Below are 12252 nucleotides of genomic sequence, written 5' to 3' on the forward strand. Positions count from 1 at the left end.
TGTTTTCTCAGGCTGCGTTGTCTGACGCGTTGTGTCATGCCTTCGCGGTGCGATCTTGCATCTATGCTTACGTCCGCTTCTGYGGACTGAAAATGCTGACGCCCTCGTCAGGCAGCGCAAGTCCCGCGACCGAGCCGATGGGCCATTGCTGCATGGCGCTCAGGCCCGCACTGCGCACCGTGACGACCTGACGCGCCGTCATCGGAATGTCCACGTCGATGAACGTATTGATGTGATCGCCCTGGTAGACGTGATTGATCACCGTGCCGCTCAACACCRATTCGGAATGCAGATTCTCAAGCTTGATGTGCTCCGGGCGCACGTACACGTCCAGCCTTTCCCCGTCGTGCGATGCGTCGGCCAGGCGGGCATGCGGGATGCTGATGAGCCCCGAGCCCAGGCGCAGTTGCACATCCGTTGCCGTCTGGCCGTGATAATGCCCCGGCAGGATGTTCACGTCGCCCAGGAAGGACGCCACGAACGGGTCTTTCKGGTTCTGATATAGATCGGCCGGCGACGCGATCTGCCGAATGATGCCGTTCGACATCACCGCGATCCGGTCGGACATGGCCAGCGCCTCGCCCTGGTCGTGGGTGACGAATACCGTGGTCAGGCCCAAGCGACGCTGGATTTCCCGGATCTCGACCTGCATGGAGCCGCGCAGGTTCTTGTCCAGGGCCGAGAAGGGCTCGTCCAGCAGCAGTACCTTGGGCTGGATCACCAGCGCCCGCGCCAGCGCCACGCGCTGCTGCTGGCCGCCCGAGAGTTCACGGGGCTTGCGGTGCCMGAGGCCGTCGAGCTTCACCAGGTCCATCACCTGCTTCACACGCTGTGCGATTTCGTCCTTGCCTACGCCCCGCATGCGCAGGCCATAGCCGATATTGCGCTCCACGGTCATGTGGGGAAAGAGCGCGTAGTTCTGGAAGACGATGCCGATCTGCCGCATGTGCGGCGGCTCGCAGGTCACCGGCTGACCATCGATGAAGATCTCGCCGGTGTCGGCTTCCGCAAAGCCGGCGATGAGGTTGAGGAGCGTCGTCTTGCCGCAGCCGGACGGGCCCAGCAGGGTGAGGAATTCCCCGCGTCGTATCTTCAGCGAGAGCTCATGCAGCACGGTGTGGTCGTGATACTTCTTGACCACCCGTTCCAGCCCGACGGCGGTATCGGGCTGAGCGTGGTGTTGCTGTGCGGCAGGCTCGGAGTTGGCTACGTTCATGGTTGTCCGGAGATTGAGGAGTATGCCGTGCTCCAGGCTTGGGTCCGACGACAGACATCGAGGCCGAGCTGGGACTGTTAAGCAGAATAAGGCAAACAGTAAGAATCGGGACTTTGCCGAAACTGATGCGGCGCCTCGGAAAAAACGAAATGCCCGTTTTCAGGCGCAGGCGGCGCGGATGCGATGGCCCGGARCGCCTTGTGGTGCGCGGGTGTGGTGCGGCGGTGCGGAACCCTTCGGCCGGCGCTTTACTTTTTCCTAAGTCATGAGTTTGAAAAACGTGATTTTCAAACGATGCGGGCTTCATCAAACTGGCCACTGTCGATGAGCGATGTCTCCAGGGCGCCAGTACGCCTTTCTGTCGATGCTTCCGTGCCGGGGCGACTGACCGGAGCGATTATTTTTAGGAAATTCAAATGTCAGTGGAAAAAATCAACACCGTGGTGGTCGGTGCTGGCCAGGCGGGCATCGCGATGAGTGAGCATCTCGCGCACATGGGTGTGCAGCATGTCGTGCTGGAACGCAGCCGAATCGCAGAGCGCTGGCGCTCGGAGCGTTGGGATTCTCTGGTCGCGAATGGACCAGCCTGGCATGACCGTTTTCCCGGGATGAAATTCGATGGCATTTCGCCGGAGACCTTTCCGCCGAAAGAGCGCATGGCCCAGTATTTCGAGAGCTACGCCGCCATGCTGAAGGCGCCGGTCCGTACCGGCGTGGAAGTCATGCGGGTAGAACGGCATCAAGGGCGTCCCGGCTTCAGGGTGACGACTTCCGATGGCACCATCGAGGCAGAAAACGTCGTTGCCGCAACCGGCCCGTTCCAGACGCCGGCCTATCCGAAGATCGTGCCTGAGAGCGAAAAAATCCAGCAACTGCATTCCTCGACCTACAAGAATCCGGGTCAATTGGCGAAAGGCGCGGTGCTCGTTGTGGGCGCGGGCGCTTCTGGCTCGCAGATCGCCGAAGAGCTGCGCCAGGCCGGCAGGACGGTTTATCTCTCGGTCGGCGAGCATTACCGCCCGCCGCGCGCGTACCGGKGACGTGACTACTGCTGGTGGCTGGGCGCCCTCGGGCTGTGGGATGAAGTGAGGATCCGGCCCAAGAAGGCGCACGTCGCTTTCGCCGTGAGCGGCTATGAAGGTGGCAAGACCGTCGATTTCCGCCGCCTCGCGCACGCAGGCATCAACCTGGTCGGTCTGACCCAATCCTACAAGGATGGCGTCATGACGTTCGAGCCAGGACTGCCCGAAAACGTCGCCGAAGGCGACCGCGCCTACTTCGACGTGCTGCGCGAAGCGGATGCCTATATCGAAGAGAATGGCCTGCCGTTTCCGCCGGAACCTGACGCCTGGGAGCTGCTGCCGGACCCGGATTGCCTCAAGAACCCGATCCTCGGCCTCGACCTGGCTGAAGCCGGCATCACCACGATTCTCTGGGCGACCGGTTTCAAGTTTGATTTCAACTGGCTGAACGTGAAGAATGCCTTCGACGACAAGGGCGATCCGTTCCACAAGCGCGGTATCTCCGCAGAAGGCGGCATCTATTTCCTGGGCCTGCCGAATCTGGTCAACCGGGCCTCGTCCTTCATCTATGGCGTCTGGCACGATGCGAAATACATCGCTGACCATATCGTGCTCCAGAACGGCTATATGACGTATGGGCGGTCTTGAGCCTGTTCTTGAGGCTGCACGGTGACCCGTCATTTGTAACGAGGTTGCACAGACGAGCTGCCGGATCGGGTGATCCGGCGGCTTTTTGTTTTTTTCAAGGGAGTTCCCATGGCCGAGATGACGTGCATTGAAGATCTGCGCAACCTGGCGAGAAAGCGCGTGCCGCGCATGTTCTATGACTATGTCGACGGCGGCTCATGGACCGAATATACCTACCGTGCCAACGAGGCGGATTTTCAGCGTATCGAATTCCGCCAGCGCGTGGCGATCGACATTACCGAGCGCAGCACCGCCAGCACCATGGTGGGTCAGCCGGTCAGCATGCCGGTGGCGATCGCGCCCACCGGATTGACCGGCATGCAGCACGCCAATGGAGAAATCCTGGCCGCGCGCGCKGCGAAGCAGCACGGCATCCCATTCACCTTGTCCACCATGAGCATCTGCTCGATTGAGGCGGTGGCGGAAGCCACCGGGCGCCATCCGTTCTGGTTCCAGCTGTATGTGCTGCGCGACCGGACATTTGTCGAAAGCCTGATCGACCGTGCCAAGAATGCCAATTGTTCGGCGCTCGTGGTCACGATGGACCTGCAGGTCTTCGGCCAGCGCCACAAGGACAAGAAAAACGGTCTGTCCACGCCGCCCAGGCCGACCCTGCGCAACCTTGTGAACATGGCGAGCAAGCCGCGCTGGTGCATGGGCATGCTGGGTACCGAACACCGTCAGTTCGGCAATATCGTCGGGCATGCCAAGGGCGTCGACAATATCGGGTCGCTGGTGGAGTGGACTCAGGCGCAGTTCGATCCGCGTCTGTCCTGGCAGGATGTCGAATGGATCAAGAAGCGGTGGGATGGGAAGCTGATCGTCAAGGGCATCCAGGACCCCGAGGATGCGCGACTGGCGGTGGAAAGCGGCGCCGATGCCATCATCGTGTCGAACCATGGCGGGCGCCAGCTGGACGGCGCCGCGTCATCGATCTCCACATTACCGCGCATCGTGGAAGCCGTCGGGGATCGGGTGGAAGTCCATATGGATGGCGGCATCCGCTCGGGCCAGGATGTGCTCAAGGCCGTCGCGCTCGGGGCGCGTGGCACGTATATCGGTCGCGCCATGATGTATGGCCTGGGCGCCCTCGGCGAGCAAGGCGTGAGCACGGCCTTGAACATCATTCAGAACGAGCTCGATCTCTCCATGGCGTTTTGCGGCAAGACGGATATCCAGTCGGTCGACCGCAGCATCCTGCTGACGAAGTAAGAGACGCTTTCAAAAAGACTCTGGCGTTMGGCTTTGCGTCATTGGGGTGGCCTTGCGGTACTACATGTACTGTCTGCTGCCGCGTGCCTAGCCAGAACCGCTTCGCTTTATTTTGATAGCGTCTCCGAGGCGTCTGGGCCGAAGCTGGCCTGGACGCCAGGACTCATTGACAGAGAAACTCGACGAGGCCGGCCAGCATGCGGTCGCAGGCTTCGATCTGCGCCAGCTCCACATACTCGTCGGCCTTGTGTGCGACTTCAATGCTCCCGGGCCCGCAGATCAGCACTGGCGTTTCGTTCCAGCTCCGCTGGAACAATCCACCCTCGCTGCCATAGTCCACCTTGGCGCATGGGGTGCCCGGAGGGAGCAGCGAGGCGAGCAGGCCGACAGCGGGCGAATCCTCGCGGGTGTTCAGGCTGGGATAGCTGTTCGTCATCTGGATGTCTGGCAAGGGCGCCGCAGGATCCAGCGCCTCATTCTTGACGCGCTCGGCCAGGCGTTCCAGGACGCGCTTCAGGATCAGATCGGGTCTATCTTCCGAGACGTTGCGAATCTCGAAGCTGACTTCGCATTCGCTGGGCACGATGTTCAGGGCGCGGCCGCCGTGGATGACGCCGGCGTGGACCGTGCTGTAGGGCACGCCGTAGCCCTCGTCGCGCGGGCCGCTTTCCGCCAGCTCACGCTGCACGTCCCGCAGGGATGCGACGAGGTCGCTGGCCATGTGGATGGCGTTGAAGAACCTGGGCGCCAGGCCTGAGTGGCCGGCCTGGCCGCAGCAGACTGCCCGGTAGGCAGCCTTGCCCTTGTGACCGGTGCCGATCCGCATCAGGGTCGGCTCGCCGACAATGCACAGGTAGGGTGCGGGGAGGCTGTTCTCCAGGCGGCGCAGCAGGTGGCGCACGCCAACGCAGCCGATTTCCTCATCGAAGGACAGCGCTAGCTGCAAGGGGCGCCGGAGCGGCTGCCGAGCGGCTGCCACCATGGCGGTGACGGCGCAGGCCACGAAGCCTTTCATGTCGGCTGTGCCGCGTCCGTAGATGCGGCCATCMCGGTGCGTTGCCTCAAAAGGGGGCGAAGTCCAGGGCTGGCCGTCCACCGGCACMACATCGGTATGGCCGGAGAGCAGGACGCCCGGAATGCCCACCGGACCGACCGTCGCAAACAGATTGGATCGGCTGGGGTCTTGCGGGTMGGGCGCGAGCATCGATTCGATGCCGGCTTCCGCCAGGATGTCCTGGACCTTGTGGATGAGCGCGATGTTTGGCGTCAGGGAAACCGATGCGAAAGAAATGAGCGTCTCCAGGAGCGAGACGCTTGCGGAAGAGGTGTGATTTTCCATCTCTGGCGTTTTTGATGGGGTATTGCCGAATGCGGCATGACCGATGAAGATGGCGCTTMTGGACGCCGACTCAGGACGCCGATTCAGGGCGCTGCTATATGGGGATCGAAGAAACTTGGAGCGCTCATTCCGKGAATGTATTGGTCGGAGATATAAGCGCGGCAGCGTTCCATGAAGACTCTCGTCAACCTTGACTGTTTCATCGGCTTGTAGGTCGCCAGGCCGAGCAGCATGGKCCGATGGGTACCGGCAAGGCGAACCCGCACCATGCGTTTTCCATCGAGCGACTGATTGGATTTGGGGCGCACATTGAAGAGCGCATAGCCAATTCCGTTGGCGACCAAGGCCCGGACTGCTTCCGTAGACTGCGAACGCGCAGCGATGTTCGGCGTCACGCCGGCCTCTTCAAACAGGGAGGCGAAATAGTCCCGGCTCATCGGTATATCGAGCAGGACGTAGGGTTCGGGCGCCAGCTCTTCGAAGGAGACGACTTTCTGCTGCGCCAGCGGATGGACCTCACTCACCAGGACATAGGGCGGCATGGTCGCCAGGCTCTCGAACTGGATGTCATCGCCAAGGTGCAGGTCGTAAGTGATTGCCAGGTCGATCTCGAGCGCATGGAGCTTGTTCATCAAGACCTCCTGGTCGCCTTCGACCATCTGCAGCTCGATTTTCTTGAAGGCGCGCGAAAAACCGAAGATGACCTCGGGCGCAATCATGGGCGTGAGCGACTGAAAGCTTCCCACCCGCAAGGTGCCCTGGATGACGTCGCTCKAGTCGGAGGCGATTTCATAGAGTCGGGACGACCGTCCGAGCATATCTTCGCAGTGTTGCAGGACCAGCGTGCCGACGGGGGTCAGTCCAATGCCCTTGGAAGGATGGCGCACGAACAGCTGCGCGCCCAGTTCGGCCTCGATATGGGCGATGGCTGCGGAGATCGAGGGAGAAGAGATATGGATTTGCGTCGACGCAGCKGAAATGCTGCCATGCTTCGCCGTTGCGACGAAATACTCCATCTGGCGCAGGGAAATGCGATTGAGCATGTCGGGATCAAGAAAAGGTGAACGGTCCAGTGTACTGGAGAAAGTTTGCCCTTTCGAGCGCCGGCCGCCTGGCCGGCGCTGTCACGCTGTCATTCGATGCATCGGTCAGGTCAGAGGTTTCCAGGAACGCCGAAGCTGGGCGCCGCACGGGGATCGAGCGCCCGCTTGACATAGTCCTTCAGCTGCGGCGCGTAAACCTGCCAGACGGCATAGAGGGCCTCGACCGGATTGTTGTCCACCCAGTCCAGGCGCAGATCCACGACAGGCCAGTTTTGCGCATCGTACACCAGCAGGCCTGCCGAGTGCACCGGGCCTTCCTCGCCGCCGGCGGCCTGGCCGGCGAGCATGGCCTGCATCAGCCGTTCCGCCAGCGCGCCTTCGGTCTGCTCGAAGGCCGACAGCATGGCCTGGGGCACGTCACGCGTCGCCAGCATGTTGCCTGCGCATGCGGCATGGGTGCCGACCACGCTTGCCAGGGTGCCAAGCGCCTTGGCACCCGTGAAAACCCTCGGCGGGTTGTGCGCGTCGATGGCCATGAGCTGGCGGTACTCGATATGCGGGCGCTTCTGCAACTCGGCGAGAGCGCCTTCCGGCGTAAGGCCGCTGGCCATCAGGTCCAGGGCTAGGGGGCCCAGATCCGGGTCGGTAATGTTCTGGCTCGCGGCTGCGCCCACCCCTTTGCGGCCGCGGATGCAGCGCGAGGCAACTGCCGGTGACGAGGACGCCACGGCGGCGCCGAACTGGCCGGTGGCGGGGCACCGCGCGATGATGGAAAAGGTCATGGCAGCTCAGCCAGGGATGACAGCGGTGGCGTCGATCTCGACCAGCCACTCGGGGCGGGCCAGAGCCGATACGACGATGCCGGTCGAGACCGGAAAGACACCCTTCAGCCAGCGGCCCACGACACGATAGACCGCTTCGCGGTAGCGCGGGTCGATAATGTAGATCGTGATCTTGCAGATGTCCTCGAGCTCGCCGCCGGCTTCCTTGAGCAGCATCGCGATGTTGGCCATGGCCTGCTCCGCCTGTCMTGCGACGTCCCCGATGCACACGCTCTCCGAGGTGTCGAGGTTCTGGCCGATCTGCCCTCGCAGAAAAACGGTACTGCCTCGCGCGACCACGGCTTGGCAAAGGTCGTTGTCCAGATTCTGTTCAGGGTAGGTGACCTTCGTGTTGAAGGTGCGGATGCGGGTATGCTTCATAGTCGATTCAGGTCCATTCAGCAGGTGGCGGGAGGTTGGGGGCGATGCACCCGAGTGCATGGTCATGCGCAGCCGCTGGCGGCGCCATTTGTATTTTCCGGCTGGCCGTTTAGGAATTTCCGAATACCACCGAACCTCAGACGGCCGCTAACCTGTTCCAGACGGCGGAACAATCCACAACCCCATCGGGAAATGTGAGGCACCCCTACGAAAAAGCCGACTTGGCCGCATGGTACGACTTTCACATCATAGGCTCGGTAATTCGAAGTCATTGCGTCGAAGTCATTGCGTCAAGGTCGTTGCCTCAGCGCAATTGCGCCGGCGTCGTTGCATGGCCTTGCTGTACTACGTTTACTGTCCGCGGCCACGTGCTTGCAGGGTGCGCCTGCGCTGATCACGCATGCCTTACGCCTCCCTGGCCAGCAACGTTTCGCTGCATTGTGATTGCGTTTCTCGGTAGCACGTTTCAGCGTATTTCCAGTTCTATCAGATGTTTATCTTTTCGATTGGGGGAAGTAAATGACGATTCGCAAGATTTTGACCCTTTGCGCACTCGCCGCCACGCTTGGCAGTACGGCGGCATGGGCGCAGGAAGCCTTGGTGGTGAGCACATGGGGCGGCAGTTTCCGCGACCTCATCGATGAAAGCATCGGCAAGGAATTCACGCGGCAAACCGGGGTGCCGGTCAAGTACATCACAGGCGGCACCATCGACCGCCTGAACAAGGCAAAGCTTGCCTCCAAGCCMGAGAGCGACGTTACCTTCACGACTTCCCACGTCGGCTGGCTCTACGCCAACGGCAATCTCTTTGAAAAGCTGGATACGAGCAAGATTCCGAATTACACGCATATGGTMGATCGCGCCAAGATCAGCCCGTATCACATCGGCAGCTGGGCCTATGTCTATACCATCGGCTATCGCGCTGACCTGGTGCCGCCCAGCATCAAGTTCGAGAGCTGGAACGACCTGTGGAATCCGGCCCTGAAAGGCAAGATTGGCGTGCCTGACTTCGATCCGAGCCATGTGGTCGCGGTTTCGGCCATGCTGTCGGGAGGCGATGCGAAAAGCTGGGAAAAGGGCCAGGACAAGCTCAAGGCGCTCAAGCCCAACTTCAAGGCGTTCTATACCAATGACGCCAATGCGCAGCAGTTGATCGCCTCCGGCGAAACGCCCGTGCAGGTCATCCTGTCGATCAACGCCTATCACATGATCAGTCAGGGTGTGCCCATCAAGTTGGTCACGCCGAAGGAAGGCGCTGTGCTCGGCATCGATACCATGGCCATCACCAAGGGCTCGACCAAGGCCGATCTKGCTTACAAGTTCATGAACATCGCCTTGTCCCCGGACGTCCAGTCGAAGATCGTGGCCTTGAAGAAGGCGAGCCCCGTCATCGACGACGCCAAGGTTTCGCCTGAAGACGCCAAGCTGCCCGGCGTGTTCACGACGAAGGAACAGTGGGAAACGGCCATCGTCGTAGACCACAAACTTCGCGCCGAGAAGACTGCGGAATGGCGGAAGTGGTTCACTGAGAACGTCATGAACTGAACCCGATATTAAGGGTATGGAGGGAGGGGCGCCGCGGCCATGCACCGCACCGAGCCTCCCTCGCCGATTGAGCATCTGGAATAAGGCTTAAGAATGCGCTCCGATCCTCGAGCCTGGCTGGTCTCCCCAGCCGTACTTGTCGCGCTGTGCATCGCAATTTCGTTGATTGCGGTCCTGCAGTTCAGCTTCCGGGCGTATGTGCCCGGCTCCCTGGATGTCGGCGGATTCACGTTCGCCAACTTCAGCGGCTTGACCAAGTCGATTTATCTCGACGCGTTCTCCAACACCTTGCGGCTGAGCGTGGAGACGACCGTCTTTTCGCTGCTAGTTGCGTACCCGCTGGCCTATGCACTGGTGCGCGTCAGGAGCCGAGCGCTCAAGTCCTTCATCCTCGTGGTGTCCATCACGCCCCTGTTTCTGGGGGAAATCGTCCGGACCTACTCCTGGATCGCCGTCCTGGGCAGCAATGGCTTCATCAATGGCACGCTGCGAAAGCTCGGCTTGATCGACTGGCCACTGGAACTGATGTTCACACACCTGGGCGTGCTGGTCGCGCTGGTGCACGTGACGATTCCCGTCGTGGTCCTGATGCTTGCCACGGCGATTTCGCATATCGACCGGGACTACGAGAAAGCCGCCCAGAGCCTAGGTGCCGGCCCGGTCAGGACCTTCCTCACGGTCACGCTTCCGCTTTCAATGCCGGGCATTCTGGCTKGCATCACAACTGCGTTCGCCTGGACCTTCAGCGCCTTTGCGACGCCTCAGATGATTGGCGGAGGCCGCGTGCCGACGGTTTCKACGCTGGTGTACCAGCTTGGCTTCGCTTCCATGAACTTCCCGCTTGCGGCMAGCCTGAGTGTCATGGGCTTGCTGCTGACCGCCGCGGCGCTCTTTTCCCTGGGGCTGTTCACCAAGCGACTGAAAGCCGTTGGAGGACACTAAAAAATGAGAATCAAAAGCGCTTTGCCTTTGCCGCTGCGTATCGCGGGTCCGCTGCTCATCGCCATCCTGCTTGCATTCGTGCTGTTGCCGGTCGTGGTGGTGACGATCGCCGCCTTCAACGAAAAGGCGATCATCACTTTCCCGCCTGAATCCTATTCGCTGACATGGTTTGCACGTGTCTTCAGTTATCCGGATTTTCGGGATGGATTCCGCGCCAGCCTCGTCATCACCGGATGGTCCTCGTTCATTGCGCTGGTGATCGGGACCTGCCTGTCGATTGTCGTCAAACGGCTGGAATTCCCCGGCAAGCAGACGCTGCTGGCCATCCTGCACTCTCCGCTCGTGGTGCCGCACTTCACGCTGGGGCTGGGCCTGCTCATCCTGGTGTCACAAGCCTCCATACACCGCTCATATGGCGTCGTCATCCTGTGTCACGTGATGCTGGTGCTGCCGTTTGTGCTGAAGAGCGTCTATGTTTCCATGGAGAACCTGGACGCAAGGCTTGAACAGGCGGCAGCAAGCCTCGGTGGGTCGCCGCTGAAGGTRCTTTTCACGATTACGATTCCGCTGCTCGCGCCGGGGCTGTTTGGCGGCTGGTTGTTTGCGGCGATCATGTCGTTCAGTGAATTCACCGCATCGCTTTTCGTCACAACGCAAGACACGCAGACACTGCCGGTTTCCATGTACAACTATGTACGGGAGTTTGCCGATCCGACGCTGGCCGCACTGTCAGTCGTCTATATTGCCGTGACGGCTAGCGTGCTTGCCTTCGCGAACTATTTTCTGGGCTTGGGGAAAATCCTCAATATCGAGGAAGGGCATTGACCGGCGGCACGCCGCAGTGCCGTTTCCAGTTGCGCGCGCAGCTCGATGGCGCTGGCGCGCACCTGCGCAATGGCCACCTGCACGCGGATGCGTTCCAGCTCCGTCGAGAATTGGGTACGCAGCTCCAGCAGCTGCCGCTCGAGCGCCTCGACCTGGCGTATGCCCTCCTCCTGCCCTGTGACCTTCGCGCGCCCTGTCGCGGCCGCGAGGGGCATCGAGACGGTGATCGTCAATGGCGCCATCGCGTGGCGCGGCGGAGAGAGCACCGGCGCCCGTGCCTGGGCGGTGATCCGCCGCAACGATGCCGCCCGAGCTTAGCGCATGCAGTTGCGGCGGTTCCCGGTAGCTCCGGTGCCATCCTTCATTACACTTTATCTTCCCGCGCTCACAGTAACCTCAACCCATCGGCAGGCACGTCGCATACCAGCATGTGCCCCGGCGCATGGGTGATGCACAGCGGCGGACGCGCCATCATGGCCGCCGCCTGCGGCGTCACCCCGCACCCCCAGAACACGGGAACCTCCCCGGCCAGGATCACGGTCGGCTCGCCTTCGTCCGGGCGGCCGATGTCCGCGATGCCGATCGCGGCGGGGTCGCCCATATGAACCGGCGCCCCGTGCGCCCCCGGCAACCGGGCGCACACGGCCCAGGCGATGGCCGCCTCGTCCGGCGTGTAGGGCCGCATCGACACCACCATTGGCCCATGGAAGGCACCCACGCGCGTGGTCCGGATGCTGGTGCGGTACATCGGCACGATCTTGCCTTCGTCGACGTGCCGCACGCGCAAGCCGGCGCGCTCCAGCGCGTCCTCGAACGACAGCGAGCAGCCCAGCACAAAGCCCACGAAATCGTCCTGCCAGAGMGCGCTGATATCGTCGCGCTCCTCCACCAGTTCGCCATGGCGCCACACACGGTAGCGCGGCACGTCGGTGCGAAGGTCGATATCGCCGCCCAGCATCGGCACCGCGGGGCTGCCCGCTTCGGTCATGCCGATCAGCGGGCATGGCACCGGGTTGGCCCGGCAGTACCCGAGGAAATCCCCGGCCCAGGCCTTGGGCAGGATCATCAGGTTGCCCTGGCCATGGCCGGGCGCCATGCMGCTGGTATTGCCGTTGTACCGGCCACTGCGGATGCCGGCGCGKGCGCCAGTCGGCGTGGCGGCCCAGCCGGGCGCAAGCCCGGCCGCGGCGTGGATACCTGCGTCCATCTCCAAGCTCCG

At 61.9% G+C, this 12252-nt stretch carries 12 protein-coding genes; 5 read left to right on the plus strand and 7 right to left on the minus strand.

Annotation, left to right across the window (positions count from 1 at the left end):
- Positions 1-67: 67 nt before the first annotated feature.
- Positions 68-1216 carry an ABC transporter ATP-binding protein gene (locus AC1DKV_RS18105; protein WP_477137745.1) on the minus strand — a complete coding sequence of 383 codons (1149 nt, stop codon included), beginning with the start codon at positions 1214-1216 and terminating at the stop codon, positions 68-70.
- Positions 1217-1632: 416 nt separating this feature from the next.
- Between AC1DKV_RS18105 and AC1DKV_RS18110 the strand changes: the two genes are divergently transcribed.
- Both AC1DKV_RS18110 and AC1DKV_RS18115 read left to right on the plus strand, forming a co-directional pair.
- The gene (locus tag AC1DKV_RS18110; RefSeq protein ID WP_477137746.1) at positions 1633-2886 is read left to right on the plus strand and encodes a flavin-containing monooxygenase; all 1254 of its coding nucleotides are present in this window, start codon (positions 1633-1635) and stop codon (positions 2884-2886) included.
- Between the two features lie 108 nt (positions 2887-2994).
- Positions 2995-4137: an alpha-hydroxy acid oxidase gene (locus AC1DKV_RS18115; RefSeq protein WP_441620913.1), complete on the plus strand. Its 1143-nt coding sequence runs from the start codon at positions 2995-2997 to the stop codon at positions 4135-4137.
- A gap of 163 nt (positions 4138-4300) precedes the next feature.
- Here AC1DKV_RS18115 and argE read toward each other — a convergent pair whose 3' ends face one another.
- From argE to AC1DKV_RS18135, 4 genes are all read right to left on the minus strand, one after another.
- Positions 4301-5476 carry an acetylornithine deacetylase gene (gene argE, locus AC1DKV_RS18120; protein WP_477137747.1) on the minus strand — a complete coding sequence of 392 codons (1176 nt, stop codon included), beginning with the start codon at positions 5474-5476 and terminating at the stop codon, positions 4301-4303.
- Positions 5477-5559: 83 nt separating this feature from the next.
- A complete protein-coding gene (locus AC1DKV_RS18125) occupies positions 5560-6519 on the minus strand; it encodes a LysR family transcriptional regulator (RefSeq protein WP_477137748.1) in 960 nt (319 codons plus the stop codon).
- Between the two features lie 110 nt (positions 6520-6629).
- Positions 6630-7301: a DUF1028 domain-containing protein gene (locus AC1DKV_RS18130; RefSeq protein ID WP_441620919.1), complete on the minus strand. Its 672-nt coding sequence runs from the start codon at positions 7299-7301 to the stop codon at positions 6630-6632.
- A 6-nt stretch (positions 7302-7307) separates the two neighbouring features.
- On the minus strand, positions 7308-7721 hold the full coding sequence (locus tag AC1DKV_RS18135; protein WP_477137749.1) for a RidA family protein: 414 nt from the start codon (positions 7719-7721) through the stop codon (positions 7308-7310).
- A gap of 519 nt (positions 7722-8240) precedes the next feature.
- On the opposite strand from AC1DKV_RS18135, the gene AC1DKV_RS18140 reads away from it, so the two are divergent.
- From AC1DKV_RS18140 to AC1DKV_RS18150, 3 genes are all read left to right on the plus strand, one after another.
- Positions 8241-9266: an ABC transporter substrate-binding protein gene (locus AC1DKV_RS18140; RefSeq protein ID WP_441620923.1), complete on the plus strand. Its 1026-nt coding sequence runs from the start codon at positions 8241-8243 to the stop codon at positions 9264-9266.
- 93 nt (positions 9267-9359) lie between these two features.
- A complete protein-coding gene (locus AC1DKV_RS18145; protein ID WP_477137750.1) occupies positions 9360-10208 on the plus strand; it encodes an ABC transporter permease in 849 nt (282 codons plus the stop codon).
- Positions 10209-10211: 3 nt separating this feature from the next.
- Complete coding sequence (locus tag AC1DKV_RS18150) at positions 10212-11033, plus strand: ABC transporter permease (RefSeq protein WP_441620927.1); 822 nt, start codon at positions 10212-10214, stop codon at positions 11031-11033.
- On the opposite strand, the gene AC1DKV_RS18155 is transcribed toward AC1DKV_RS18150, so the two are convergent.
- Positions 10985-11266 carry a hypothetical protein gene (locus tag AC1DKV_RS18155; protein ID WP_441620929.1) on the minus strand — a complete coding sequence of 94 codons (282 nt, stop codon included), beginning with the start codon at positions 11264-11266 and terminating at the stop codon, positions 10985-10987. The two genes, AC1DKV_RS18150 and AC1DKV_RS18155, sit on opposite strands and share 49 nt — an antisense overlap.
- A gap of 152 nt (positions 11267-11418) precedes the next feature.
- Positions 11419-12240 (minus strand): putative hydro-lyase, encoded by an 822-nt coding sequence (locus AC1DKV_RS18160; protein WP_477137751.1) that lies wholly within the window; start codon positions 12238-12240, stop codon positions 11419-11421.
- Positions 12241-12252: the final 12 nt, after the last annotated feature.

The organism is Cupriavidus sp. 05T41, assembly GCF_056396525.1.

Coding starts and splice junctions, on each gene's coding strand:
- AC1DKV_RS18130 (WP_441620919.1), bottom strand. CDS start 7,301: ATGACCTTTTCCATCATCGCGCGGTGCCCCGCCACCGGCCAGTTCGGC.